Here is a 25,301-nt window from a genome sequence, read left to right on the forward strand (position 1 = left end):
GCCTTTTCTTTTTGTGTCATTTAATATCCACACAGAATGCCTGGCATCATCGGTAAAAAAATCGGTATGACAAGCCTCTTCACTCCGGACGGGAAAAACATTCCCTGCACGCTCATCGAAGCGGGTCCGTGCGTAGTGACGCAGGTTAAGACTGTCGAAAACGACGGCTACAACGCCGTGCAGCTCGGTTACGGCGAGAAAAAAGCCAAAAGTACCACCAAGGCCTTGGCTGGCCACTTTGCTAAAGCTAGCACCACTCCTAAGAGACGTTTGGTCGAGTTCCGCACCGACGACCTCGCTACGTTCACGCTTGGCAGCACGGTAGAAACCACGCTGTTCGCCGAAGGTGAGTTTGTTGACGTAGTGGGCACCTCGAAAGGCAAAGGCTTTCAGGGGGTTGTGAAGCGCTACAACTTTCAGGGGGTAGGCGGCCAAACCCACGGTCAGCATAACCGTCTGCGTCACCCCGGCTCTATCGGTGCGTGCTCGTGGCCTTCGCGCGTATTCAAAGGAATGCGCATGGGTGGCCGCATGGGCACCGACCGCGTCAAGATTCAGAACCTGAAGGTGATGCGCATTGTAGCCGATAAGAACCTGATTCTGGTGAGCGGCTCAGTGCCCGGTGCCAAGAATGGCTACGTGGTTCTGGAGAAATAACCTGCTAAGCTTACTAGAGATGGAACTGTCCGTATTCAATAGCAAAGGCGAAGACACCGGCCGCAAGGTTACGCTGTCCGACGCCGTGTTTGGCCACGAGCCGAACGAGCACGTCATGTACCTCGACGTGAAGCAGTACCTGGCCAACCAGCGCCAGGGTACGCACAAATCGAAGGAGCGCGCCGAAATCTCCCGCACCACCAAAAAGTTGAAGAAGCAGAAAGGCACCGGTGGTGCCCGTGCTGGTTCGATGAAGTCGGGTGTGTTCGTGGGTGGTGGTCGCATGTTTGGTCCGCGCCCGCGCGACTACGGCTTCAAGCTGAACAAGAAAACCAAGCGCGTCGCGCGCCTGTCGGCCCTTTCGGTGCTGGCTCGTGATGGCAAAGTGGCTTTGGTTGAAAACCTGGCGTTCAGCGCTCCCCGCACGAAAGACTTTGTAGCCGTTTTGAATGGCTTGAAGCTCAACAATGGTCGCAAGACTTTGTACGTGGCTGGCGAGGCTGCTGATAAAAACCTGCTTCTCAGCGCTCGCAACGTGCAGAAAGTGAAGATTTCGACCGCCGTGGGCCTTAATACTCATGACCTGTTGAATACCGATACGCTACTCATCAGCGAGGACGGCCTGCGCTCGCTGGAGCAATTATACACTACTAACTCCGCCGAATAATGAGCACGCTGAAACGCCCCATTATCACCGAGAAGGCTACCAGCCTCACCGAAACCGGCCGCTACGTATTCGAAGTGGAACGCACGGCCAACAAGGTGCAGATTAAAAAGGACATCGAGCAGCTTTATGGTGTCAGCGTGACCAGCATCAACACGATGCGCACAATTGGCAAAATCAAGTCGAAGTCTACCAAAGGTGGCCAGGTTTCGGGTCGTCGCGCTCACGGCAAAAAAGCCGTCGTGACCCTGAAAGATGGTGACATCATTGATTTCTACGGCAATATTTAATTGCCTTCGCCGCAAAAGCCCAACTAGCTAGTAATGGCACTTAAAAAACTCAGACCAACCACGCCAGGCCAACGCTTCCGCGTGGCCCCGGCCTTCGACGAACTAACGACGTCGACGCCGGAGAAGTCGTTGCTGACCTCGCTCAAAAAGAGCGGTGGCCGTAACGCTTCGGGTAAAATGTCGAACCGCTACATTGGCGGTGGACATAAAACCCAGTATCGTATCGTGGACTTCAAGCGTGACAAAGCCGGCGTTCCGGCCACGGTGAAGACCATTGAGTACGACCCTAACCGTACCGCTCGTATTGCCTTGCTACACTACGCCGACGGCGAGAAGCGCTACATCATCGCCCCTGCGGGTCTGAATGTAGATACCGTTATCGTATCGGGTCCGGGTGTAGCTCCCGAAGTTGGCAATGCGTTGCCGCTCCGCGAAATGCCTCTCGGTACTATCGTGCATAACATCGAGTTGCAGCCCGGTCAGGGTGCCGCCATTGCGCGCTCAGCTGGCACGTATGCCCAGCTCGTAGCTCGGCAAGACCGGTACGCTACACTGAAATTGCCTTCCGGTGAGATGCGTATGGTACTCGTTACCTGCACCGCTACGGTAGGTACAGTATCGAACGGTGACCACATGAACGTGGTGATGGGTAAAGCTGGCCGTAACCGTTGGGCTGGTCGTCGCCCCCGCGTTCGTGGGGTAGCGATGAACCCGGTTGACCACCCAATGGGTGGTGGCGAGGGTAAATCGTCGGGTGGTCATCCACGTAGTCGCAAAGGCTTGTTGGCAAAAGGCTTCAAGACTCGCGACAAGAAAAAGCATTCCGAAACCCTGATTGTCAGCCGCAAAGGCAAGAAGTAATATATGGCACGTTCACTCAAAAAAGGGCCGTACATTGACTTCCGGCTCGAGAAAAAGGTAGAAGCGCTGGAAAGCGCTGGCAAGAAGTCGGTGGTTAAAACCTGGTCGCGGCGCTCGATGATTTCGCCCGACTTCGTAGGCCACACCTTCGCAGTCCACAACGGGAACAAGTTCATCCCGGTCTATGTAACTGAAAACATGGTCGGCCACAAGCTCGGCGAGTTTGCGCCTACGCGCAACTTCCGTGGTCACGTCGCCAAAAAAGATAAAGGCAAGCGTTAAGATGGAAGCAGTAGCCAAACTCCGTAACGTGCCTACCTCGCCGCGCAAGATGCGCCTGGTAGCCAATCTGGTTCGCGGTAAGCGCGTAACCCAGGCCCTCGGTCTGCTCCGCTTCGAGGCAAACTCGGGCGCTGAGCGCGTCGAGAAGCTGCTCCTGTCGGCCCTGGCCAACTGGCAGCAGAAGAACCCCGAGGAGCGCATTGAAGATGCCAACCTTTGTGTGACCGAAATCATGATTGATGAAGGTCGTCAGCTAAAGCGCCTGCGCCCCGCCCCCCAGGGCCGTGGTCACCGCATACGCAAGCGCTCGAACCACATCACGCTGACGGTTGGTCCGCAGCGTGAGTCGCAGATGTCGAAGAAAGAGCTTAACGCGCTAACTCGCCTCGCTGCTACCCCCACTGAAACCCCCGCCAACGCTTAATTTATCATGGGACAGAAAGTAAATCCCGTTGGTTTCCGACTCGGCGTTATTAAAGGCTGGGACTCAAACTGGTACGGCGGCAAGGATTTTGCCGACAAGCTCGTTGAAGACGAGAAAATTCGCAAGTACATCAACGCCCGTATCCAGAAGGGTGGTATCTCGCGCATCGTTATCGAGCGCACCCTAAAGCGGATTACCATCACCATCAACACGGCTCGTCCGGGTGTGGTAATTGGTAAAGGTGGCCAGGAAGTAGATAAGATTAAGGACGAACTCAAGGAAATCACCAAGAAGGACGTTCAAATCAACATCTTCGAGATTAAGCGCCCCGAGCTGGACGCTCGCCTGGTAGGTGAGAGCATTGCTCAGCAGTTGGCTGCTCGTATCTCGTTCCGTCGCGCGATGAAGATGTCTATCCAGGCTGCGATGCGGGCTGGTGCTGAAGGTATCAAAATCCAGTGCGGTGGTCGCCTAGGTGGTGCTGAGATTGCCCGTTCGGAGCAGTACAAAGAAGGTCGTACCCCGCTGCACACGCTGCGCGCTGATATCGACTACGCTTTGTCGGAAGCCCAAACGGTTTATGGCAAAATCGGCATCAAGGTGTGGGTAATGCGCGGTGAGGTGTTCGGCAAGCCCGACCTCTCACCCAACCAGGTTCCTGCTGGTCAGCAAGGTGGCGAAGGTGGACGCGGCAACGACCGTGGCCCGCGCCGCGATGGTGACCGCAACGACCGTGGCCCGCGTCGCGATGGCGACCGTGGTGGTGACCGTGGCCCTCGTCGTGATGGTCCCGCCGGTGGCGGTAACCGTGGTGGCCAGGGTGGTGCTCCTGCTGGCGGTGGCAACCGTGGTGGTCAAGGTGGTGGCCCCGCTGGCGGTGGCAACCGCGGCGGCCAGGGTGGCGGCCCCCGTCGCTAGGTTATAATAAACTAGTCTGAGCCGTATCCTGAATCATTTCGTTTAGGGTACGGTTCACAGCTAATATTTTTCAAGTTTTCTTTTTTTATTCAAATGTTACAACCGAAAAGGACCAAGTATCGCAAGATGCAAAAGGGTCGCGTAACAGGCCTAGCCTACCGCGGCAGCTCCATAGACTTCGGTTCGTTCGCGCTTAAGTCACTGGAAATCTCTTGGATTACGGCTCGCCAGATTGAGGCTGCCCGTATTGCCATGACCCGTGCCATGAAACGCGAAGGGCAAGTATGGATTCGCATTTTCCCAGATAAGCCAATTACCAAGAAGCCTGCTGAAGTGCGGATGGGTAAGGGTAAAGGTTCGCCCGAGTATTGGGTAGCCTGCGTGAAGCCTGGCCAAATCATGTTTGAATCGGATGGCGTGAGCCTCGAGACCGCAAAAGAGTCGCTGCGTTTGGCTGCTCAGAAGCTGCCGGTTCGTACCTCATTTGTAGTTCGCCGCGACTACGTAGAGAACGCTGCTTAATCCGATGAAAAACGAAGAAATCCGCGCCCTGTTGGTAGACGACCTGCGCACTCAGCTTAAAACCGAGCAAACCAACGGTCAGCAGATGCGCTTTGCGCATGCTATCAGCCCGCTCGAAAACCCCGGCCGCCTGAAGGCCAACCGCAAAACCGTTGCTCGCCTGCAAACGGAAGTTTCGCGTCGGAACAATGAGCAGGCTTCTAACCCCGCTCAATAATGGAACCGACTCAAGAAAACCTGTTGCCGGCCCACGACAATGCTTCTGACCGCAACATGCGCAAGGAGATTGTGGGTAAGGTGACCAGCAGCAAGATGGACAAGTCCATCACGGTTGCGGTAGTTGCGAAACACCAGCACCCAATTTATGGTAAGTTCGTGAGCAAGACCACCAAGTTCCACGCCCACGACGAGAAAAACGAGTGCGGCGAAGGTGACCTGGTGCGTATCATGAGCACCCGCCCCCTGAGCAAGACCAAGCGCTGGCGCCTGGTTGAAATTGTTGAACGTGCTAAATAATCCTGAACGATGATACAGCAAGAATCCCGCCTCATGGTGGCCGACAATAGCGGCGCCAAGGAAGTGCTCTGCATCCGCGTACTGGGTGGCACGGGCAAGAAGTACGCTACGGTTGGTGATAAAATCGTAGTAGCTATCAAGTCGGCAATTCCTTCGGGCAATGCTAAGAAAGGTACTGTTAGCAAAGCTGTTATTGTGCGCGTGAAGAAAGAAATCCGTCGTAAGGACGGTTCTTACATCCGCTTCGACGACAACGCTGCTGTACTGCTCAACAACAATGACGAGCCCCGCGGCACGCGCATTTTCGGGCCGGTGGCCCGCGAGCTGCGCGAGAAGCAGTTCATGAAAATCGTATCGCTGGCCCCTGAAGTAATCTAACCAATGGCAACCAAAGCAAAAGCCCCGGCCGTGCACCTGCACGTGAAATCCGGCGACCTCGTGAAGGTTATTGCCGGCGACGAGCGCGGCAAAACCGGCACCATCAAATCGGTGAATCGCTCTACGCAGCGCGTTATCATTGAAGGACTGAATCTGGTAACGAAGCACAATAAGCCGAGTGCCAAGAATCCCCAGGGTGGTATCACCAAAATCGAGAGCCCGATGCACGTGTCAAACGTGAAGAAGGTTGATTCGGCCAACTCTTAATTCGTTACGATAATGGCTCGACTGAAAGATAAATATCAGAAAGAAGTAGTACCCGCGCTCCAGGAGAAATTCCAGTTCAAGAGCATCATGCAGGTACCGCGTATCACCAAAATCTGCATCAACCGGGGCATCGGTGCCGCTGTTGCTGACAAGAAATTGGTTGACAACGGGGTAGAGGAGTTGACGACTATCACTGGTCAGAAAGCTGTTCCTACCATCGCCAAGCGCTCGGTTTCGAACTTCAAACTCCGGGAAGGTATGCCAATCGGTGCGCGCGTTACGCTGCGCGGCGAGCGGATGTACGAATTCCTGGACCGTCTTTTGACGGTAGCCTTGCCCCGCGTACGGGACTTTAAAGGCATCAATGACAAGGGCTTCGACGGCCGGGGTAACTATACCCTTGGTGTGAAAGAGCAGATTATCTTCCCCGAGATTTCGATTGATAAAATCAAAGGAATCTCCGGTATGGATATCACCTTCGTAACGACTGCCGAAAACGATGAGCAGAGCTACGAGTTGCTCCGCGCCTTCGGTATGCCCTTCGCCAACGCTAAAAAGGAAGCTGAATAATGGCTAAAGAATCCATCAAAGCCCGGGCTCGCAAGCGCATTGCCCTGGTAGCCCGCTATGCTGAGAAGCGTAAGGCACTGAAAGCAGCAGGCGATTACCTTGGCCTCGACAAGCTGCCCCGCAACTCGTCGCCCGTGCGCCTGCATAACCGCGACATGATTGACGGCCGCCCCCGTGGCTACATGCGCAAGTTTGGCATCAGCCGCGTTCGCTTCCGCGAAATGGCGTTGGCTGGTAAAATTCCCGGCGTAACGAAGTCGAGCTGGTAAGCCGGTTTTCGTTTTATATATTTTAAAAGCCCGTTGTAACTTCAGTTGCGATGGGCTTTTTCGTGTGCAAATTCTTCTACTATAGCATCTTCTGGCTGATTCTATGAACAAGTTTCAGCAGCATGAAAAATACAGGTAAGTTTTTAGTCTTTTTATCTGCTGTAATTGGGGCATCCTGTAAACAGCAGAACCCGGCGGACTTTAAAGGAAAGTTAGTTGGGGAGTGGCAAATAGTTGGGGCGAAAAGCAAAGAACCCAATTTATTGATTTATCTAATAGATGACGGTGGTTTATTTGCCCATGATGATTTAACCGGGAAGTGGCGGGGCTACTCGGCTTGGTTATCTGATGACCGAAACACTCTTTTGGGTAGACAGGGCTGCACCGAACATTATGCGCTACGTATATCATACCTGCCTACCCAAGACAGAATAGTTATTAACGATACGTTCTTATTGAGGCATATCAGCTTGGTGCCTAGACAGCCTAAGGAATAATGCAAGGTAGCTAAAACTCTAATTACCAAGTTAGTAGATGCCGTTGGCTAGCCACTGATTTGGGAATGCTAATCTGATACACAGTGCGAGAAACCTCAGCAGCCGTAAGCCTATATCAATAACTGTAGGAGGGGGTAGAAATACTACCGCATGGCTATCTGCACCGGCTGTTGCGCGGCGATGTCTTCGCTGCCGGATTTCAGCACTACATCGCCCGCTTTCAGGTTGCCGAATACTTGCACCTGACCGTTGTTCTCGTCGCCGGCTTGCACGTCAATTAGCTTAGTGCGGCCGCCGGCTACCTGGATGATGTAGGTGCGCTCGGACGTGTTGACGATGGCCGATTTGGGGACGAACAGGCTGCTTTGCGGCTGCGTGATAGGGAGGATGGCCGAGGCGAACATACCGGGCTTCAACTCATCACCGGGATTGGGAATGTCGATTTCGACCTGCTCGGAGCGGGTGGCAACCTGCACGTTGCCCGCGAGCCGGGTAATGTGGCCCGTGAAGGTGCGGCCGGGGTAGGACTTCACTGAAAAGTGCACGGTGCTGCCTTGGTGCATATCGGCGACGTAAGCCTCGGGCACCGCTACCCGCAGGCGTAACCGGCTGATTTGCCGTATTTTGAAGAGGGGTAAGGCTCCGGGGCCACCCTGGCCCACGGCCGCGCCGGGCGAGAGGTTACGCTCGGTGATGACGCCGGCGAAGGGGGCTGTGAGGTGCAGGTAGCTGGCCATTTGGGCGGCGGCATTGTAGTGGGCGCGGGCGGCTACCACGTTGAGGCTATCGGCGGCTGCTTGGGCCCGGCTCTGGTCGAGGTTGAGGGGCGCGACGGCCCCGGCGGTGCGAGCCGTTTGGCGCAGGCGGCGGTAGCTGCCCCGGCTGGCCTGAAAGATGGCTTCGGCGGCTTTTTCCTTCGAAAGTGCCTCGTTAAGGGCGGCGGTTAATTCGGGCGCGTCAAGGTCAGCCAGCACCTGGCCCTGGTGTACGTGGTCGCCAATATCAACGTATAGTTTTTTAACGTAAGCCCCCACGCGGGGCGAAATATCCGTTTGGAAATAACTCTCCAACTCGCCCGGCAGGTTGAGCGATTGCGATGGCTGCGAGGCCGTGACACGCACCGCCTCCAGTGGAGCCTTGGCGGTTGCGGGGGGGGTAGGGTCGTCGGCCGCTGACCCATTGACCGGGTTTTCGGCGGAGGAGCAGCCAGCGACTAAAGCCGCAGAACAGAGGAGCGCGCAGGCGGAGGAAAGAAAGCGGGAAGACATCACAAGGAAGGAAAAAACGGGGGTTCACACGCCAAGCGAACAAAGGAATAGCTACTAGCCTGAAAATTAATGTGCCACCAATTCGCGCTCAGCTACCGGCAGCGGCTCGCCATCGTAGGTGGCGCTTTCGCGGTCGTCGGGGTCGAGTGAGACGGAGACGAAGCTGGTTTTGCGCTGCACGGCGGCAAACACGACAGGGAGGATAAACAGCGCGGCCACCGTGGAAGCCAGCAGGCCGCCGATAACGGCGCGGCCCAGCGGGGCGGTTTGCTCGCCGCTCTCGCCCAGGCCTGAAGCCATTGGGAGCATCCCGGCAATCATAGCGATGCTGGTCATCAGGATGGGTCGCAGGCGCGATGCGCCGGCCACGCGGGCGGCGGCTACGGCATCGTGGTAGCGCAGGCGCAGGCTCTCCGCGTTCGTGACAACCAGCACCGCGTTGGCCACCGACACGCCCACCGACATGATGAGGCCCATGTAGGATTGCAAGTTGAGGGTTTCGCCCGTGACCAGCAGCAGGCCCAGCGAGCCCGCCAGCACCGCCGGCACGGTTACCAGCACTACCCCCGCCACTTTGAGGGACTGGTAATTAGCGGCCAGCAGCAGGAAAATAACTACCACGGCCAGGCCCAGGCCGGTTTGCAGGCTGCCTAGGGTCTCTTGCAGCAGTTGCGCCAAGCCACGAATCGTGACGACCGCGCCCCGCGGCGGCGTGCCCAGCGCCTGCACGGCGCGTTGCACGGCGCGGGTGGCGGTGCCCAGGTCTTTATGCGAGATATTGGCCGATACCGTAATAATGCGGCGCGGGCCGATGCGGTCGTATTCGCCCGGCATGGTGGCCGAGCGCAACGTTGCCACGTCGCCGAGGGTCGGGCGCAGCTGGCCCGGCACCAAGGGAATGTTGAGCATATCGGCCTTCGAGTTCATATCCTGCGCCGATAGCTGGACCTGCACCTGGTAGGCGAAGCCCTTGCTGCGGTCGAGCCACAAGTTCTTGGCCGTGAAGCGACTACTACTGGTGGCTGCCACCAGCGAGCGCGAAATCTGGTCGGGCGTCAGGCCAAACTGCGCGGCCCGCTCGCGGTCAATGTCAATCTGCACGGTGGGGTAGCGCAGGGGCTGGTTGATGCGCACGTCGCGCAGGTAGGGAATCTGGTGCAGGCGCGCTACGAGGCGCTCGGCAAAGGCTTCGCCGTCGGTGAGGTCCTTACCCCCAATCAAGACTTCGATGGGCGTTTGCGCGCCCTGGCTCATTATCTTGTCCGTCAAGTCGATAGGCTCGAAGCTGAGCTGCACATCGGGCAATTGCTTGGCCACAGCTTGGCGAATCCGGTCCTTGAGGTCGTCCAGATTTTTGACTTTATACTCTTCGGCCAGGTTCACTTGCAGGTCGGCCTCATGGGGGCCGGCGTTGAACACGTACAGTGCGCTCGTACCGTAGCTGCTAGGGGTCAGGCCCACGAAGGCTGAGGTGATAGTCACGTTCTGCGGCCCCACCAACTGCCCGATGATGTCAATCAACCGCTTGGTGCGCTCCTCGGTGCGCTCGATGCGCATCCCCTGCGGCGCGATGAGGCGCACCTGAAACTGCTTCGAGTGAGTGATTTCGGGCATCATATCCTGCCCAATGAAGTAGAAGCACAGGCCCGCCACGGTTAGGCAGACTACCCCGTAAATCGTGATAACTAAAGCCCGGTGAGCCAATAACTTATCAAGAATTCGCAAATAATGCAGCTTCACGCGCTCAAAGCCTGATACCTTTTCGGGGTGCGTCACCTCGTAGCGTTCCTGCTGCTGCTCAGCGGGCCCGGTCAGGTCGGGGAGCACAGTTAGCTCGTGCGGGGTAGCGTGCGGGTGCGCCTTGAGCCACCAGTTAGCCACCACCGGTACGAAACTTTGCGAAAGCAGGTACGAGACGATAATCGAAAAGCCCACTGATAGTGAGAGCGGAATAAACATGCCCCGCGGTACGCCCGTCATCAAAAATGAGGGTGCGAACACGGCCAGAATGCTAAGGGTAATGAGCAGCAGCGGAAACGACACTTCCTGGCTGGCTTCCAGGATGGCGCGGGCCTTGGGTTGGCCCATTTCCAGGTGCTGGTGAATATTCTCAATCACCACCGTGGCCTGGTCCACCAGGATGCCGATGGCGAGCGACAGGCCCGAAAGCGTCATTAGGTTGATAGTCTGGCCCGTGAGTTGAAGCAGCAGAATGGCGGCCAGAATGGAAGCCGGAATGGTCAGAATAACGATGGCCGAGCTGCGGAAGTCGCGCAAGAATAGCAGCACTACCAAGCCCGTCAGCAGCGCCCCGAGCCCACCCTCGAAGGCTAGGCTGCGCACGGCCTGCGTCACGTACACCGACTGGTCAAACTCGTAGGTCAGCTTGATAGTGGGGGGTAGCAGGGCCTGCATTTCGGGCAGCTTGGCGCGCAGGTCCTTCACCACGCTCATGGTGGAAGCATCGGCCGACTTCGTGACCGGAATATAGACTGAGCGCTTGCCATTGATGAGGGCGTAGCCCACTGGCGTATCGGTCGCGTCCTCCACCTTGGCCACGTCGCGCACGAACACCGTCGGCCCTACCCCCGTCCGCAGCGGGATATTGAGGAAATCGGGCACCTTGCTCACGGTCGTGTTGCTGGGCGTGAGCACCGTGTAGTCGCCGATGCTTACCGCGCCGGCCGGCGATATCTGGTTGTTGCGCACAATGGCGGCCACTATCGCGTCGGGCGTGAGGGCGTAGCTTTTCATGCGCTCGGGGTCCACCCGAATGACGACCGTGCGTTCGTTGCCACCGAAGGGCGACGGTGCCGAGGCCCCCGGAATCTGCGAAAACAGCGGTCGCACCCGCGTCGAGGCCAGGTCCTGCATCTGGCCCAGCGAGGCCGTTTTGCTGCTGAAAACCAGCTCACCCACCGGCAGCGAGCTAGCATCGAAGCGCACCACCACGGGCGGCACCGTGCCGGGCGGGAAGTAGCTGAGCACCCGGCTCACCTGCGAGGCCACCTCGCCGGCGGCCTGCGCCATGTTGGTGTCTTCGTAAAACGTGCATTTGACGAGGCACAAACCCTGAATATTCTTCACCTCCACGCTCTGAATGCCCGACACGTAGAGCATCTGGTTCTGATAGCGGGTGGCGATGAAGCCCTCCATCTGGGCCGGCGTCATGCCGCCGTAGGGCTGCGCGATGTAGATGGTGGGCAGGTTGAGGCGCGGAAAAATATCCACCGGAATGCGCCCCAGCGCCAGCGCTGCAAACACGAGAACACCCAGGAGCGCCACGATAACGGCAATCGGCCTGGAAAGAGAAGCTTTGAGCATGGGAGCAGGGGTAGCAAAAGGAGGAAAAACCGGCCCGCGCTAGGGTAGCTGGCTGGTAAAAATGCCGAGGTCGCCGCTCGTAGCGGCCCGCAGCAGCAGCGCCCGCCACACATTGTTGAGGGCGATGGCCTGGTCGGTTTCGGCCCGGTTGAGCACCAGCGTGGCTTGCGTAAGCACTACCAGGTTGTCGAGGCCGGCGTTGTAGCGGGCCTGCGCCTGCACGTAGGCCCGGCGGGCGGCATCGAGCTGCACCGGGGCCTCGCGGGCGCTTTGGCGCACCAGCTCCAATTGGAGCTGCGCATTATGCTGCTCGGTGCGCAGCTGCAAGGCTTGCTGGTCGAAGTCGGCGCGGGCCTGGGTCGAGCGGGCCAGCTGCGCCACCACGGCCCGCCGGGTATGAATCAGCTCCGTCACGTGCCAGGTAAGCGCCGCCCCCACGGCGTAGTTATAGACCTTGAAGGGCAGGCCCGCGCCCGGACTTGAGTCGATGTTATAAGTACCGTCCGCGTTGGCTGGTGTGGCCGCGCCCGAGCCCCGGCCCCAGGTGCCGCCAACCACCGATAGGGTAGGAAGATTGTTGAAGGACAAGGAGTTAGCTAGTGCATTAGAGGCCGCCACGCGCTGCTGATACGCTTGCAGGGTAGGGTGATGGAGCAGGTTGGCCGTATCAGCCGCCGCCGCCGGCAACTCCGGCAGGTGCGTAAAAAACCGCGCTGAGTCGCTCAGATTGAGCGCCTGCGTGGGTGTGCCCAGAAGCCCCGCCAGCCGCACGCGCTGCTGCTCGGCCTGCTGCTCGCTCACCAGCAGCTGAAGCTGCGCCCGCGAGGTTTCGGCATTAGCCGTTGAGCTATCAATGCCCGCCCGAATGCCCGACAGCGTGCCCGCCCGAATCACGCGGCGCAGGGCCTGAGTGCGGTGCAGGTTGGCTTCCTGCAAGGCCACGGCTTTTTGCGCGGATAGGGCCAGCAGGTAGGCATCGGCCACCTGCACCTGGTGCGTGAATAGCTCCTGCTCATAGTCGGCCTGGGCCTGGCTCACGCCGGCCTGGGCGCGTTGCACGTCGGCGCGGAAGCGGCCAAACGTCACGGCCGGCCAGTCAATAAACAGCGTGCCCTGGCTGGTCCAGGAAGCCTGGCTGCTGGTGTAGTCGCGCACCCCCGACTCGCTGATGCCTACCCCCCCCAGCGAGGCCCCGCGCACCTGGTTGGAAGTGCCGTCGAGCGCCTGCGCCTGCGCCGTGAGCTGCGGCAGGTAGTTCGACCGCACCGTGCGCACGTCGGCCGCCGCCGCCGCAATGCCGGCCTGGCGCGCCCGCAAAGCCGGGTAGGAAGTGCGAGCGGTAGCCAGCGCTTGGGATAGGGTGAGGGGGGTAGGCGACTGGCCCCAGCCAGCCAGCGGCAACCCCAGCGCCACCCATAAAAGAGAACGGAATGCGTGCATGATGCCGCAAACTTCCCCCGCCGGTATTAGACTGACGTTAGCGGCAGATTAGAAGTTATTAGAGCCGGCTGAAGCTCGGGGGGTAGGGGGGTAGGAGGGCGTTTGTCATTGCGAGTAACGTGGCAAACTCCCTCCTACCCCCCTACCCCCCCCCCGCCAGCAGCGGCAGCATAACCTCCGCCACGGTGCCCCCGCCGGGGCGGGGCCGTAGCCGCAGCTGCCCCTGGTGCAGCTGAATAATTTCCTGTGCCAGGGTCAGGCCAATGCCAAACCCGCTGATATGCTGCACGTTGCTACCGCGGGTGAGGGGCTGAAAAATGCGCGCCGCATCAGCCGGAGCGATGCCAATTCCCTGGTCCTCAATAAACAACTGAATAGCCTGGTCGGTATGCATTTCCAAGCGCAAGGTTACGGGCTGCTCGCCCGAATACTTACACGCATTATCAATGAGGTTAGTAAGGGCTGTGCGCAGCAAATGGGTGTTGCCAAGCACAATGGGGGCGGCATTTTGCTGCTGCACCCCTTCGCCCACCGCCAAAGCCAGCCGTTGCTGGGGGCGCTGGTGCTGCACGGTATCCACCACGTCGAGCAGCACATCCATTAACTCCAAAGGGTGGCGCTCCATTTGGGTCCCTAGCCCTTCGAGGTGAGCTAGGTGCAGCAGCCCATTGGCCAAGGCCGTGAGCTTATCCAACTCCTGAGCCGCTTGGCGAATGCCCTCGCGCAAACTGGCCGCATCCGCGTCATACATCAGCGAAGTTTCGAGCCACCCCTTGATGGTAGTAAGTGGCGTGCGCAACTCGTGCGAAGCCTGCGCAATGAACGCCTGCTGGCTCTGCGCCAGGGCCTCCTGCCGGGCCAGCAGGTCGTTGAAGGCGCTGGCCAGCACGCCGGCTTCGTCGTGCGGGCTCATGGGGCGTAGCCGAAAAGCCCGCGTATCGCCCGGCCGCCGCAACTGCCCAATAAGGCGGTCAAAGGGCTGCAACGCCCAGCGCGCGAATACCAGCCCCAACAGGGCTACCAGCGCCACGGCTCCCAGGTAGCCATAAAGCAGCGTTTTCAGCAGCGTGCGCCGCTGAGTAAAGCCGGCCGCGTCGTAAGCCGTAACGATGGCTAGGTAAGTGCCTGGCTGGCCGGGCCGCTCGTAGGCCAGCACCACGCCATCTTTGGGGTAGGCGTGCCCAGGGCTGGTAAACTCAAACGCAGCCTGGCCCTGCCGTTGCGCACGGTTTCTTAATTCTGAAGATGCCTCAAAATCGGTAGCTGCGGCATTCTTATATAAGAGCTGCCCACCCGGTCCGTATACGTAGTCGGCCTGCTCGGGCAGCGAAGCCAGCACCACGCCCACATTCGCATCCTCAAGCACTTGGTACAGCAAGCTGGCCTTGCGCAGCAGCCGCTGCTGAAAAGCCTGCTGCCGAAATTCGGCGTAGCCAAAATATACGTAGGTAGAAAAAGCCAGCAGTAGCACGCTCACCAGCCCCGCAAACCAGAGCAGCAGTTTATGGCGGATTTGCATAGTAAAGGCCACTAAGCCAGCAACGAAAACGAAAAAAACTAGCCTTGCATTAAGTACCCCATGCCCACCACCGTGTGCAAGAGCTTTTGCTCAAAATTTTTATCAATTTTCTTTCGCAAATAGTTAATATAAACGTCTATAATATTAGTATTAGTATCGAAATGCAAATCCCACACTTTCTCCGCGATATCAATGCGGCTAACTGTCCGGCCCTTGTTCACCAGTAAATATTCCAGCAAGGCGTATTCTCGGCTGGTCAATTCAATGCGCCGGCCGGCCCGCTGCACCGTGCGGGTATTCGTGTCCAAGCTTAGGTCGGCTAACTGCAGTACCGGCTGCTGGCCTGCGTAGTCGGCGCTGCGGCGCGCCAGCGCCCGAATGCGCAGCAGCAGCTCCCGAAACTCAAACGGTTTTACCAGGTAGTCATCCGCCCCCGCCCCAAAGCCGCTTTCCTTATCGGCTAATCCATCGAGCGCCGTCAGCAGCAATACTGCCTGCCGCGGTGAATGCTGCTTAATGTAGCGGCACAGCTCAAAGCCGTTGAGTAGGGGTAGGTTCACATCCAGCACTACCACATCATAGGGTTGCTGGTCAAATAAGCGCTGTCCCATCAGGCCGTCGTAAGCCACTTTAAGGTCGTAGCCTTCACTGGCAATGCCTTTTTGAATAAAGGAAGCCAAGCTTACTTCGTCTTCGACAAGGAGAATAGTCATAACCTAACTATACGCACCTTACTGCCAAAGCACGAGAGTTTTGCAATTTTAGCACCGATACTTGCATAAGTGTCACACTTCCTGCTACCTTTGCACCCCGAAAAAGCTTAAGTATTCCGTGGGTTCGCCCACTCATTTGGCAGGTTGCCGAAAGAAACCATGGGCCGGCCCCGAAAGCTGAGCCCAGTAGTCTTAACCGAAATTTCGTTGTGCGGCAGTAGAGCTCGTGCGTCGAAATTTTCTTATCTTTGCGGTCCCAAAACCAGGGCCTATTTAAACTAAATGAATACTGACCCGATTGCCGATTACCTCACCCGGTTGCGCAACGCCCTCAAGGCGAACCACCGGGTAGTGGAAATCCCGGCCAGCAACATCAAAAAGGAAATCACGAAAGTGCTCTATCACAAGGGCTACATTCAGAGCTACCGGTTTGATGACACCTCGGCGCAGGGCGTAATTAAAATCGCCCTCAAGTATAACCCTACCACTAAAGCGCCGGCTATCACCAAGTTGGAGCGGGTGAGCACTCCTGGCTTGCGCCAGTACCGGCATGTGGGCAACTTGCCCCGCGTATTGAGTGGCTTGGGCGTAGCCATTCTGTCTACTTCGAAAGGGGTAATGACAGAAAAAGAGGCTAAAAATGAGAACGTGGGCGGCGAGGTGCTGTGCTACGTATACTAACCGCTAAGCCCTAGTATCTATATGTCCCGCATTGGTAAACTGCCGATTAGCTTGCCCACCGGCGTGCAGGTATCGGTTGACAAAGAGAACACCGTAACGGTGAAAGGCCCGAAAGGCACCCTGACCCAGGCCGTAGACCGCGACATCGCGGTAGCTCTGGAAGACGGTCAGGTGGTAGTGACTCGTCCGACCGAGCAGAAGCGCCACAAGGCCATGCACGGCCTGTACCGCTCGCTCATCAACAACATGATTACCGGCGTTAATACCGGTTACGAGCACAAGCTTGAGCTGGTCGGCGTAGGTTACAAAGCCACCTTATCGGGTAAGTCGTTGGAATTATCGCTCGGCTACTCGCACAACGTATACTTGGCTATGCCTCCCGAAGTATCGGCCACTGCCGTTACCGAAAAAGGTAAAAACCCTATCGTGACTTTGACCAGCATCGACAAGCAGCTTGTTGGTCAGGTAGCCGCTAAAATCCGCTCACTACGGAAGGTAGAGCCTTATAAAGGCAAAGGCGTGCGTTTTGTGGGTGAGATTGTTCGTCGTAAAGCTGGCAAGACTGCCGCTAAAAAGTAATTCAGTATCATGGCTTTCGATAAAACATCCCGCCGGAAGCGCATTCAGCGCATTATCCGCACGAAAGTGTCCGGTACGTCGGAGCGCCCGCGCTTGTCGGTGTTCCGCTCCAATACGGGCATCTACGCCCAGATTATTGACGATACGGCTGGCCGCACGCTGGCTGCTGCTTCGTCGAAGAAGGTAACTGCCGAAGGCGGAAACGGAGTGGCTCTGGCTGCTGCCGTAGGCCGCGAAATTGCCGCCAAGGCGCAGGAAGCTGGTATCACGAAAGTGGTATTCGACCGCTCGGGTTACCTCTATCACGGTCGTATTAAATCATTGGCAGAAGGAGCCCGCGAAGGCGGCCTCAATTTCTAACGCATCATGGCAGAGTATAATAACAATAATCGTGGTGGCGCTCCAGGTGGAAACGACCGCGGTGGCAACAATCGGGGGGGTAACGACCGTCGCGGCAACGACCGCGGTGGACGCGGCAACGATAGCTCGGTTCAGGGCGACTCGGATTTCAAAGAAAAAGTAGTAGCTATCAACCGCGTCGCTAAGGTGGTGAAAGGTGGTCGTCGCTTCAGCTTCTCGGCTATCGTGGTGGTAGGTGACGGCAAAGGCAACGTAGGTTACGGCCTAGGCAAAGCCAATGAAGTAACCGACGCCATTGCCAAAGGCATTGATGACGCTCGCAAAAACGTAGTGAAAGTACCGCTGTATAAGCATACTGTTCCTCACGTGATGGAAGGTCGCTACGGTGGAGGCTTTGTACTCGTACAGCCCGCTGCCGCTGGTACGGGCGTAATTGCTGGCGGTGCTATGCGCGCCGTGTTCGAATCAGCGGGCATTAAGGACGTACTTGCCAAGTCAAAAGGTTCTTCAAACCCCCACAACGTGGTAAAGGCTACTTTTGCTGCACTCGCTAAAATGCGTGACCCTATGCAAATTGCTCAGGCTCGCGGTATTTCTCTTGCTCGCGTTTTTAACGGTTAAGTTGACCATGCCACAGATTCAAATAAAGCTCGTGCGCAGCGCCATTGACCGCCCCGAGCGTCAGAAGCGCACCGTGCAGGCCCTCGGCCTCAATAAGATGAACAGCACTGCTACGCACGAAACCAATCCCAGCATTTTGGGCATGGTGAAGTCGATTCAGCACTTGCTGGAAGTAACCGAACTGTAAGCGTTTATCCCAGTCATGAATCTTTCTAATCTAAAACCTGCCGCCGGTTCAACGCGCAACAACAAGCGCCTCGGTCGGGGTGAAGGCTCAGGTGGTGGTGGTACTGCTACCCGCGGTCACAAAGGTGCTAAGTCACGCTCGGGCTATTCGCGCAAGTCAGGCTTCGAAGGTGGCCAGATGCCGCTGCAGCGCCGCGTACCGAAGTTCGGTTTCACGAACATTAACCGAATCGAATATATGGGCATCAACTTGGACGTGCTTCAAGGTCTGCTCGAAAAAGGTACAGTATCTTCGATGGACCAAAGCTATTTTGTAGCTGCTGGCCTAGTATCGAAAAATGCTAAAGTCAAAATCTTGGGCCGCGGTGAACTTACTGTCGCTCTGGAAATACATGCACATGCTTTCTCGAAGTCGGCTGTTGAAGCCATCGAAAAAGCTGGTGGCAAAGCAGTTACGCTATAACTTAGCTTATCGGTTAGTAGCAATGAATAAGTTTATCAACACGATAAAAAACATTTTTGCGATTGAGGATTTGCGCACGCGAATCCTCAATACGCTATTTTTCATTGCTATCTATCGCTTGGGTTGCTACGTGGTATTGCCCGGCGTTGACCCTACCCAGTTGAAAGCTGGTAGTGGGGGGGTATTTGGTATATTAGATACGTTGCTGGGTGGAGCATTTAGCCATGCGTCCATTTTTGCGTTGGGTATTATGCCCTATATCTCGGCTTCCATCGTGTTGCAGCTGCTTACAATTGCTGTTCCTTATTTCCAGAAGCTGCAAAAAGAAGGGGAATCCGGCCGCAAAAAAATCAACCAGTATACGCGATTGCTGACCATTCCGATTGTAATGGCGCAGTCAATAGGTTTTCTAGCTACTATCAACGCAGAGGCTCTGGTCAATCCCGGTACTTTCTTCACGATTTCCACTATGCTCATCATCACGGCAGGTACGCTGTTTTGCATGTGGCTAGGCGAGAAAATTACTGATAAGGGAATTGGTAACGGTATCTCCATGATTATCATGATTGGTATTGTATCGCGTCTGCCCGGTGCGCTTATCGGCGAAGCTGCTGCAAAGGGTATTAACAAGTCGTTGATTTTCCTGCTCGAATTGGTCGTGCTATTCTTAGTTGTAATGGCCGTTATCGTGCTGACCCAGGCTGTGCGCCGTATCCCGGTGCAATATGCTAAGCAAGTAGGCGGTACGACCCAACTGGATGCTCAACGCCAATTTATTCCTCTGAAAGTCAATGCAGCTGGTGTAATGCCTATCATCTTCGCGCAGTCGCTGATGTTTGTGCCGAGCATTGCGGCTTCCGCTTGGGATAAGAATAGTGACTTAGCAGCAACCATCGCAGCTTATTTCTCACCTGAACATTGGGTGTATAATACGGTATTCGCGCTACTGATTATTGTGTTTACTTACTTCTACACCGCCATCAGCGTTAATCCTAATCAGATTGCGGACGACTTGAAACGCAGTGGTGGTTTTGTGCCTGGCGTGAAGCCGGGTCGCGACACGTCGGAGTTTATTGATGAAATTCTGACTCGTGTTACATTGCCGGGAGCTATGGCTTTGGCGCTGATTGCTATTTTTCCTACCCTAGCTTTATTGTTAGGGGTAACTCGTCCGCTTTCTTTATTCTACGGGGGTACTTCCTTAATAATAATGGTCGGCGTGGTATTGGATACGCTAAATCAGATTGAAAGCTACCTACTCATGCGTCATTATGATGGTATGATGAAATCGGGTAAGTTACGTGGTCGGGCCACCGAGCGCATAGCGCTCGCCTCATAAGGGACGCATAATGGCAACGGGTACTGTTCAATTTAAGACCGAGGAAGAGATAGACTTCATGCGCGCTGCCGCACAGCTGCTGGCTCAAGTTCATGGAGAAGTAGCTGGTTTAGTTCGCGAAGGAGCTACTACCCGACAACTCGACCGCCGTGCAGAAGAATTTATCCGAGACCACGGGGCTACGCCTTCATTCAAAGGTTACAATAATTTTCCGTATAGTCTCTGCCTGAGCCCTAACTCGGTGGTAGTGCATGGATTTGCTACTGATGAGCCGTTGCGAGGCGGCGATATCCTATCAGTAGACTGCGGGGTATTCTTCAATGGCTATCACGCGGATAGTGCTTATACTTACCCAATCGGGGAGGTAGCGCCGGCAGTTCGGCAGTTACTGAAGGAGACGGAGGCTTCGCTGTATAAGGGCATCGAGCAGGCCGTGAGCGGCAACCGCGTTGGTGACATTAGTTACGCCATTCAGAATCATGTTGCCTCAAAAGGGTACGGTGTGGTGCGCGAGCTAGTTGGCCACGGAGTAGGTACTAAGCTTCACGAAAAGCCTGAAGTGCCGAACTATGGTAAACGGGGTTCTGGGCCGTTGTTGCAAACCGGTATGACGCTTGCCATAGAACCTATGGTAACCCTTGGTAAAAAGGACGTAGTACAGGAGAAAGATGGCTGGACTATCCGTACCCGCGATAAAAAACCTGCTGCGCACTTTGAGCACACGGTTGTTGTTAGAAAAGATAAGGCAGAAATTCTGACCTCATTCCAATACATAGAAAAAGCCCTTTCGCAGTAGCCCTTTATGGCCAAACAAGCCTCTATCGAGCAGGACGGTACCATCCTCGAAGCCCTGTCCAACGCCATGTTTCGCGTGGAATTGGAAAATGGACACCAGTTGATTGCCCACATCTCGGGCAAGATGCGGATGCACTACATCAAGATTCTGCCCGGCGACAAGGTGAAGCTCGAAATGTCGCCCTACGACTTATCAAAGGGGCGGATTAAGTATCGTTACAAGTAAATTTTTTCGTTCTTTTCAAGGTCATGAAAGTAAAAACCTCGGTGAAGAAACGTAGTGTTGATTGCAAAATCATCCGTCGCAACGGTAAGCTCTACGTTATCAACAAGAAGAACCCCCGCTTCAAGCAGCGTCAGGGCTAAATCAATTTTCAGAAACCCGGAGCCTTGGGTACTGGCTAAGCTGCTTTTGCTTAGTCGCCTTCCAAGCCGCTGCCGGGCTTTCTGGTCCGCAAACATCTTACAACCATTATGGCTCGTATCGCAGGGGTAGACATCCCGGACAACAAGCGCGGCGAAATCGCCCTGACTTATATTTTCGGCATCGGCCGGAGCAACTCGGCAAAAATCCTCATCAAAGCTGGCATTGATGTCAACAAGAAGGTGAAGGATTGGACTGAGGCTGAATCAACGGAAGTGCGGAACATTATCGCTGCTGAGCATAAGACTGAGGGCGCATTGCGCTCAGAGATTCAGCTCAACATCAAGCGATTGATGGATATTGGCTGCTACCGCGGCCTGCGTCACCGCAAGGGCCTGCCGGTGCGCGGGCAGCATACCAAAAACAACTCGCGTACCCGCAAGGGCAAGCGCAAAACGGTAGCTGGTAAGAAGAAAGCAACGAAATAATTCATAGCGGCAATCAGAGTTGAGTTAAGGGTTAAGGGTTCAGAGTTGGCTAAACGACAATTTTTAACCTTTAACTCATACTTCTTAGCTGAACCTAACACCTGCCGTGTTTTTAGCGATAACCAAATGGCACAAAAGAGAAAAGACAAAGCCAAAAAGCGGCTTGTCGTGGTAGAGCAGGTGGGCCAAGTCCACATCCGCGCTTCCTTCAATAATATCATCATCTCGGTAACCAACTCCAACGGGCAGGTAATCTCCTGGGCTTCGGCGGGCAAGATGGGCTTCCGAGGCTCGAAGAAAAATACGCCTTACGCCGCGCAGATGGCTGCGACGGATTGTGGCAAAGTAGCCCATGACTTGGGGATGCGCAAAGCTGAGATTTTCGTAAAAGGTCCGGGCGCGGGCCGCGAATCGGCTATTCGGGCGCTAGGTAACGTGGGCATTGAAGTGACGACCATCCGCGACGTGACGCCGTTGCCGCACAACGGCTGCCGCCCACCCAAGCGTCGTCGCGTTTGATTTTTCATTTCTGATAGTAGTACCTCATGGCACGTTATACTGGCCCTACCGCCAAAATCGCCCGCCGCTTTTCGGAGCCGATTTTCGGTCCGAGCAAAGCGCTCAATAAGAAGAACTATCCTCCAGGCCAGCACGGCCGCGGCCGCCGTAAAAAGCAGTCAGAATATTCCGTGCAGCTCATGGAGAAGCAAAAAGTAAAGTATATGTATGGGGTGCTCGAAAAGCAATTCGAGAACCTCTTTCATAAGGCCGCAGTGTTGCCCGGTATTACCGGCGACAACTTGCTTGGCTTGCTGGAATCGCGCCTCGATAACGTGGTATATCGCTTAGGTGTTGCTACCACGCGCCGTGCTGCGCGCCAGTTAGTGTCGCACAAGCATATCACAGTTAACGGCGAGGTAGTAAATATTCCCTCGTATAAGCTGCGCGCCGGCGACCAAGTTGGGGTGCGTGAGAAGTCGAAATCGCTCGAAGCCATCACGAGCAGCCTGACGGTGCGCAACTCGCGCCAGTTCTCGTGGTTGGAGTGGGACGGTAAGGAAATGATGGGCGTATTCACCAATATGCCGTCGCGGGAGTTGATTCCGGAAAAAATTACCGAGCAGCTCATTGTCGAGCTTTACTCGAAGTAATATCGGCACCGAGTGCGGCCCGAACCTGGTTCGGGCCGCATTTGTGCTGAGCCGATACCTCTGGTCCAGCTACTTAGGGTAGGGACCAGGCGGGCAAAACCAAGCTTTTGGTGGTGGTTGGCAACCATATTCAAGGCAAGCCGCGGCTTGCTTTCTTCTTACCTAACTAATTGCCCCTACATATGTCAATCTTAGCTTTTCAGATGCCGGAGAAAGTGGTGATGGAGAAATCCGACGACTTTACCGGGACGTTTGAGTTTAAGCCTTTGGAGAAGGGCTACGGCGTTACGATTGGGAACGCGCTACGGCGCATTCTGCTCTCGTCGCTGGAGGGCTTCGCCATTACGTCGGTGCGCACAAACTCGGTGCTGCACGAATTCTCGACAATTGAGGGCGTGATTGAGGACATGTCCGAAATCATCCTCAACCTGAAGCAGGTACGCTTCAAGAAAATCAGCGATGCCATCGAGGATAAGATTACGGTGCGCATTAGCGGGCAGGATACGTTCACTGCTGGTGATATCAGCAAGTTTGCCGTAGGCTTTCAGATTCTGAACCCGAAGCTAGTTATCTGCAACCTGGACCCGGCCAAGGAACTGGAATTTGAGTTAACGGTGGCTCGCGGCCGCGGCTACGTGCCGGCCGATGAGAATAAGCCAACCGACCAGGTTTTCGGGCAAATTGCGATTGATGCAATTTACACGCCCATCAAAAACGTAAAGTACAGCATCGAGAACACCCGCGTAGAGCAGAAAACTGACTATGAGCGGCTGCTTATCGAGATTCAAACTGACGGCTCCATTCACCCCGAAGAAGCTCTGAAAGGTGCAGCGAATATTCTGATTCAGCACTTCATGCTATTTTCGGATAGCACCATACAACTCAGCGGTAACCGTCCGGCCGTGGCCGAGCCTATTGATGAGGAAACGCTGGCCATGCGCAAGGTGCTCAAAACCTCGCTTGGTGAGATGGACTTGTCGGTACGGGCTTACAACTGCCTGAAGGCGGCTGACATCAAGACCCTGGGCGAGCTGGTGCAGCTCGACATGGCTGATATGATGAAGTTCCGCAACTTCGGTAAGAAGAGCCTGACTGAGTTGGAAAACCTGGTGGAAGAGAAGGGTCTGCACTTCGGTATGGACCTGAGTAAGTACCGCTTGGACGAGGACTAGTGTGTTGAGTAGTAGATGTGCTGATGTGCTGGCTTGGTCCGGCGGGTCAGCACATCTGCTTTTTGAGAGGTATTACTATCTTCTTAAAAATAGCAAATTAAGCAATCAGCAATTTTTTTCATCCCGCTACGCCCTCGGGATTGGGGTTCTAATGAGGTCCTAGCGACCCGCCGTGGTCCCAGTCCGCAAGCGTAGCACTTACCCATTTGTCCGATGCGACACGGTAAAAAAATCAATCACTTGGGCCGCACTGCCGCCCACCGCAACGCAATGCTATCGAACATGGCATCGTCGCTCATTATTTCTAAGCGCGTAACAACGACCGTAGCCAAGGCTAAGGCCCTGCGCCAGTTTGTGGAGCCGCTGCTGACCAAGGCCAAAGACGACACGACGCACTCGCGCCGGACTGTGTTTGCTACCCTGCAAAACAAGGAAAGCATCAAGGAGCTGTACGGTGAAGTAGCCGGCCGCATTGCTGACCGGCCCGGTGGCTACACGCGCATTTTGAAGCTAAGTGCGAGCCGCGCTGGCGATAACGCCGATATGTGCATTATTGAACTGGTGGATTTCAACGAAACGCTGCTGGAGGCTAAGAACGCCGCCGAAAGCAAGTCTACCACTACCCGCCGCTCGCGTCGCCGCGGGGGCAAAGCTGAGACTACTGCTGAAGCAGCTACTGGCAACGAGGCCGGGACGGAGGCCCGTGAGTTTGTGCCTAAGCTGGACAACGAAAGCAATACCAATCAAGAGGAAAACCACACGGAGGCGGGCATTATCTCGCCTACTCAGGCCGAGGCTACTACCCTAGACGTGCCAAGCAACGAGCCGCAGACGCCGAATGCTGAGTAGTTTCAGCTTCTTAATGTAAGAGAGGGGACGCACCGTAAGGAGCGTCCCCTTTTTTTGTGGCATGGACTCTGTGAGTCCGTGAGTGATATTATTGAACAACGTTTCCACGCGCGGACTCGCAGAGCCTACGCCACATGCCGTGCAACCTTGCGCCGGTGGGCGCTGTCTGTGTAAGTATTCCAACTATCCTAGCCTACCCCCGCCAAGCAGCCCGTATGGAAGCCGTCGCGTACATTGATATAAATGCGCCGCTGGTGGAGCGGTGCCGCGTGAATGACCGCCAGGCACAGGCCGAGTTGTACCGGCGCTACTCAAAGGCGATGTTTAACGCGGCGCTACGCATTACGGGTGACTATGCGGAGGCAGAAGACGTGTTGCAGGAGTCATTTTTGAGCGCGTTTCGGGAGTTGAGCGGGTATAAGGGTGACTCGTCATTCGGGGCCTGGCTCAAGCGGATAGTCGTTAATAAGAGTATTAATTGCCTGCGGCAGCGGCGCTTGCAGCTGGTGCCGCTCGAAGACTTTCACCACGAAGCTACCCCCGCCGAAACCGCCCTACCCCACGCCGGAGAAGATGCCGCCGAGCAGCAGTATCGGGCTGACGTGCTGCGGCGCTGCATTCAGGAACTGCCGGATGGCTATCGGGTAGTGTTGTCCTTATACTTACTGGAAGGCTACGACCACCTGGAGATAGCTGGTATCCTGGGCATCACGGAATCAACTTCCAAGTCACAGTATAGTCGGGCGCGGCAGCGGCTACGCGAGCTGGCTGCCGAGCGTGGGCTCAGCTGAGGCCCGGCTGATTCTATCAGACAGTTCGCAGAGGCTCTTTTCTTTACCTTTTCCCACCCATTGCCGCCGGCCTTTGCTGCCGG

At 55.9% G+C, this 25,301-nt stretch carries 36 protein-coding genes; 31 read left to right on the forward strand and 5 right to left on the reverse strand.

The genetic code is table 11. The features are described 5' to 3' along the window. The first annotated feature begins 36 nt into the window (after positions 1 to 36). The 15 genes from rplC (at position 37) to LC531_RS20710 (ending at position 7,115) form a co-directional block, all read left to right on the forward strand. Entirely contained in the window at positions 37 to 657 is a 621-nt protein-coding gene (gene rplC / locus LC531_RS20640; protein WP_223653660.1) for a 50S ribosomal protein L3, read from the forward strand. Between the two features lie 19 nt (positions 658 to 676). Further along, positions 677 to 1,324, forward strand: coding sequence for a 50S ribosomal protein L4 (gene rplD / locus LC531_RS20645; RefSeq protein WP_223653662.1), 648 nt, complete (start codon positions 677 to 679; stop codon positions 1,322 to 1,324). Further along, a complete protein-coding gene (rplW, locus tag LC531_RS20650; RefSeq protein ID WP_223653664.1) occupies positions 1,324 to 1,611 on the forward strand; it encodes a 50S ribosomal protein L23 in 288 nt (95 codons plus the stop codon). Before rplD ends, rplW begins: the two co-directional genes overlap by 1 nt. A 33-nt stretch (positions 1,612 to 1,644) precedes the next feature. After that, a complete protein-coding gene (gene rplB / locus LC531_RS20655) occupies positions 1,645 to 2,472 on the forward strand; it encodes a 50S ribosomal protein L2 (protein ID WP_223653667.1) in 828 nt (275 codons plus the stop codon). Positions 2,473 to 2,475: 3 nt separating this feature from the next. After that, positions 2,476 to 2,754, forward strand: coding sequence for a 30S ribosomal protein S19 (gene rpsS, locus LC531_RS20660; RefSeq protein ID WP_068340444.1), 279 nt, complete (start codon positions 2,476 to 2,478; stop codon positions 2,752 to 2,754). 1 nt (position 2,755) lies between these two features. Next, on the forward strand, positions 2,756 to 3,178 hold the full coding sequence (rplV, locus tag LC531_RS20665; protein WP_223653672.1) for a 50S ribosomal protein L22: 423 nt from the start codon (positions 2,756 to 2,758) through the stop codon (positions 3,176 to 3,178). A 6-nt stretch (positions 3,179 to 3,184) separates the two neighbouring features. Further along, positions 3,185 to 4,096 carry a 30S ribosomal protein S3 gene (rpsC, locus tag LC531_RS20670; RefSeq protein ID WP_223653674.1) on the forward strand — a complete coding sequence of 304 codons (912 nt, stop codon included), beginning with the start codon at positions 3,185 to 3,187 and terminating at the stop codon, positions 4,094 to 4,096. Between the two features lie 93 nt (positions 4,097 to 4,189). Further along, complete coding sequence (gene rplP, locus LC531_RS20675) at positions 4,190 to 4,618, forward strand: 50S ribosomal protein L16 (RefSeq protein WP_068340453.1); 429 nt, start codon at positions 4,190 to 4,192, stop codon at positions 4,616 to 4,618. A gap of 4 nt (positions 4,619 to 4,622) precedes the next feature. Further along, positions 4,623 to 4,835, forward strand: a complete 213-nt coding sequence (rpmC, locus tag LC531_RS20680; RefSeq protein ID WP_223653676.1) for a 50S ribosomal protein L29 — start codon at positions 4,623 to 4,625, stop codon at positions 4,833 to 4,835. Next, positions 4,835 to 5,134: a 30S ribosomal protein S17 gene (gene rpsQ, locus LC531_RS20685; protein WP_133656906.1), complete on the forward strand. Its 300-nt coding sequence runs from the start codon at positions 4,835 to 4,837 to the stop codon at positions 5,132 to 5,134. Before rpmC ends, rpsQ begins: the two co-directional genes overlap by 1 nt. Before the next feature lie 9 nt (positions 5,135 to 5,143). Then, positions 5,144 to 5,512, forward strand: coding sequence for a 50S ribosomal protein L14 (rplN, locus tag LC531_RS20690; protein ID WP_223653678.1), 369 nt, complete (start codon positions 5,144 to 5,146; stop codon positions 5,510 to 5,512). A 3-nt stretch (positions 5,513 to 5,515) separates the two neighbouring features. Further along, positions 5,516 to 5,779: a 50S ribosomal protein L24 gene (gene rplX, locus LC531_RS20695; RefSeq protein WP_223653679.1), complete on the forward strand. Its 264-nt coding sequence runs from the start codon at positions 5,516 to 5,518 to the stop codon at positions 5,777 to 5,779. A 12-nt stretch (positions 5,780 to 5,791) separates the two neighbouring features. Beyond that, positions 5,792 to 6,349: a 50S ribosomal protein L5 gene (rplE, locus tag LC531_RS20700; protein WP_133656908.1), complete on the forward strand. Its 558-nt coding sequence runs from the start codon at positions 5,792 to 5,794 to the stop codon at positions 6,347 to 6,349. Further along, a complete protein-coding gene (gene rpsN / locus LC531_RS20705) occupies positions 6,349 to 6,618 on the forward strand; it encodes a 30S ribosomal protein S14 (protein ID WP_223653680.1) in 270 nt (89 codons plus the stop codon). Before rplE ends, rpsN begins: the two co-directional genes overlap by 1 nt. A 122-nt stretch (positions 6,619 to 6,740) precedes the next feature. Further along, positions 6,741 to 7,115, forward strand: a complete 375-nt coding sequence (locus LC531_RS20710; protein WP_223653681.1) for a hypothetical protein — start codon at positions 6,741 to 6,743, stop codon at positions 7,113 to 7,115. 143 nt (positions 7,116 to 7,258) lie between these two features. Here the strand turns inward: LC531_RS20710 and LC531_RS20715 are convergent, their stop codons facing one another. The 5 genes from LC531_RS20715 to LC531_RS20735 form a co-directional block, all read right to left on the reverse strand. Beyond that, positions 7,259 to 8,383 (reverse strand): efflux RND transporter periplasmic adaptor subunit, encoded by a 1,125-nt coding sequence (locus LC531_RS20715; RefSeq protein ID WP_223653682.1) that lies wholly within the window; start codon positions 8,381 to 8,383, stop codon positions 7,259 to 7,261. A gap of 66 nt (positions 8,384 to 8,449) precedes the next feature. Then, on the reverse strand, positions 8,450 to 11,707 hold the full coding sequence (locus LC531_RS20720) for an efflux RND transporter permease subunit (protein ID WP_223653683.1): 3,258 nt from the start codon (positions 11,705 to 11,707) through the stop codon (positions 8,450 to 8,452). Between the two features lie 39 nt (positions 11,708 to 11,746). Beyond that, positions 11,747 to 13,147, reverse strand: coding sequence for a TolC family protein (locus LC531_RS20725; RefSeq protein WP_223653684.1), 1,401 nt, complete (start codon positions 13,145 to 13,147; stop codon positions 11,747 to 11,749). Positions 13,148 to 13,289: 142 nt separating this feature from the next. Then, the gene (locus LC531_RS20730) at positions 13,290 to 14,666 is read right to left on the reverse strand and encodes a sensor histidine kinase (RefSeq protein ID WP_223653685.1); all 1,377 of its coding nucleotides are present in this window, start codon (positions 14,664 to 14,666) and stop codon (positions 13,290 to 13,292) included. Positions 14,667 to 14,704: 38 nt separating this feature from the next. Beyond that, positions 14,705 to 15,379, reverse strand: a complete 675-nt coding sequence (locus tag LC531_RS20735) for a response regulator transcription factor (protein ID WP_223653687.1) — start codon at positions 15,377 to 15,379, stop codon at positions 14,705 to 14,707. A gap of 282 nt (positions 15,380 to 15,661) precedes the next feature. Between LC531_RS20735 and rpsH the strand changes: the two genes are divergently transcribed. The 16 genes from rpsH (at position 15,662) to LC531_RS20815 (ending at position 25,218) form a co-directional block, all read left to right on the forward strand. After that, positions 15,662 to 16,060: a 30S ribosomal protein S8 gene (rpsH, locus tag LC531_RS20740; protein WP_223653689.1), complete on the forward strand. Its 399-nt coding sequence runs from the start codon at positions 15,662 to 15,664 to the stop codon at positions 16,058 to 16,060. A 21-nt stretch (positions 16,061 to 16,081) separates the two neighbouring features. Further along, positions 16,082 to 16,639 carry a 50S ribosomal protein L6 gene (gene rplF, locus LC531_RS20745; RefSeq protein ID WP_223653691.1) on the forward strand — a complete coding sequence of 186 codons (558 nt, stop codon included), beginning with the start codon at positions 16,082 to 16,084 and terminating at the stop codon, positions 16,637 to 16,639. Positions 16,640 to 16,648: 9 nt separating this feature from the next. Beyond that, the gene (gene rplR, locus LC531_RS20750) at positions 16,649 to 16,999 is read left to right on the forward strand and encodes a 50S ribosomal protein L18 (protein ID WP_223653693.1); all 351 of its coding nucleotides are present in this window, start codon (positions 16,649 to 16,651) and stop codon (positions 16,997 to 16,999) included. Positions 17,000 to 17,005: 6 nt separating this feature from the next. Next, on the forward strand, positions 17,006 to 17,620 hold the full coding sequence (gene rpsE, locus LC531_RS20755; protein WP_133656913.1) for a 30S ribosomal protein S5: 615 nt from the start codon (positions 17,006 to 17,008) through the stop codon (positions 17,618 to 17,620). Positions 17,621 to 17,627: 7 nt separating this feature from the next. After that, positions 17,628 to 17,807 carry a 50S ribosomal protein L30 gene (rpmD, locus tag LC531_RS20760; protein ID WP_223653701.1) on the forward strand — a complete coding sequence of 60 codons (180 nt, stop codon included), beginning with the start codon at positions 17,628 to 17,630 and terminating at the stop codon, positions 17,805 to 17,807. Positions 17,808 to 17,822: 15 nt separating this feature from the next. Continuing rightward, the gene (gene rplO / locus LC531_RS20765) at positions 17,823 to 18,269 is read left to right on the forward strand and encodes a 50S ribosomal protein L15 (RefSeq protein WP_223653703.1); all 447 of its coding nucleotides are present in this window, start codon (positions 17,823 to 17,825) and stop codon (positions 18,267 to 18,269) included. Between the two features lie 22 nt (positions 18,270 to 18,291). Next, a complete protein-coding gene (gene secY, locus LC531_RS20770) occupies positions 18,292 to 19,608 on the forward strand; it encodes a preprotein translocase subunit SecY (RefSeq protein ID WP_223654025.1) in 1,317 nt (438 codons plus the stop codon). Positions 19,609 to 19,618: 10 nt separating this feature from the next. After that, positions 19,619 to 20,404, forward strand: coding sequence for a type I methionyl aminopeptidase (gene map, locus LC531_RS20775; RefSeq protein WP_223653706.1), 786 nt, complete (start codon positions 19,619 to 19,621; stop codon positions 20,402 to 20,404). Between the two features lie 6 nt (positions 20,405 to 20,410). Beyond that, positions 20,411 to 20,629: a translation initiation factor IF-1 gene (gene infA / locus LC531_RS20780; RefSeq protein ID WP_035567874.1), complete on the forward strand. Its 219-nt coding sequence runs from the start codon at positions 20,411 to 20,413 to the stop codon at positions 20,627 to 20,629. 23 nt (positions 20,630 to 20,652) lie between these two features. Further along, entirely contained in the window at positions 20,653 to 20,769 is a 117-nt protein-coding gene (gene rpmJ, locus LC531_RS20785; RefSeq protein WP_068340511.1) for a 50S ribosomal protein L36, read from the forward strand. A 108-nt stretch (positions 20,770 to 20,877) separates the two neighbouring features. Further along, positions 20,878 to 21,255, forward strand: coding sequence for a 30S ribosomal protein S13 (gene rpsM, locus LC531_RS20790; protein WP_223653707.1), 378 nt, complete (start codon positions 20,878 to 20,880; stop codon positions 21,253 to 21,255). A 126-nt stretch (positions 21,256 to 21,381) separates the two neighbouring features. Continuing rightward, complete coding sequence (gene rpsK / locus LC531_RS20795) at positions 21,382 to 21,774, forward strand: 30S ribosomal protein S11 (protein ID WP_068340513.1); 393 nt, start codon at positions 21,382 to 21,384, stop codon at positions 21,772 to 21,774. 26 nt (positions 21,775 to 21,800) lie between these two features. Then, positions 21,801 to 22,406: a 30S ribosomal protein S4 gene (gene rpsD / locus LC531_RS20800; protein ID WP_223653708.1), complete on the forward strand. Its 606-nt coding sequence runs from the start codon at positions 21,801 to 21,803 to the stop codon at positions 22,404 to 22,406. Positions 22,407 to 22,588: 182 nt separating this feature from the next. Continuing rightward, the gene (locus LC531_RS20805) at positions 22,589 to 23,578 is read left to right on the forward strand and encodes a DNA-directed RNA polymerase subunit alpha (protein WP_223653710.1); all 990 of its coding nucleotides are present in this window, start codon (positions 22,589 to 22,591) and stop codon (positions 23,576 to 23,578) included. A gap of 213 nt (positions 23,579 to 23,791) precedes the next feature. Further along, positions 23,792 to 24,427 (forward strand): 50S ribosomal protein L17, encoded by a 636-nt coding sequence (gene rplQ, locus LC531_RS20810; protein ID WP_223653712.1) that lies wholly within the window; start codon positions 23,792 to 23,794, stop codon positions 24,425 to 24,427. 215 nt (positions 24,428 to 24,642) lie between these two features. Further along, complete coding sequence (locus LC531_RS20815; RefSeq protein WP_223653714.1) at positions 24,643 to 25,218, forward strand: RNA polymerase sigma factor; 576 nt, start codon at positions 24,643 to 24,645, stop codon at positions 25,216 to 25,218. Positions 25,219 to 25,301 lie beyond the last annotated feature (83 nt).

Origin of the sequence: Hymenobacter psoromatis, from assembly GCF_020012125.1 — a bacterium.
Lineage (GTDB): Bacteria > Bacteroidota > Bacteroidia > Cytophagales > Hymenobacteraceae > Hymenobacter > Hymenobacter psoromatis.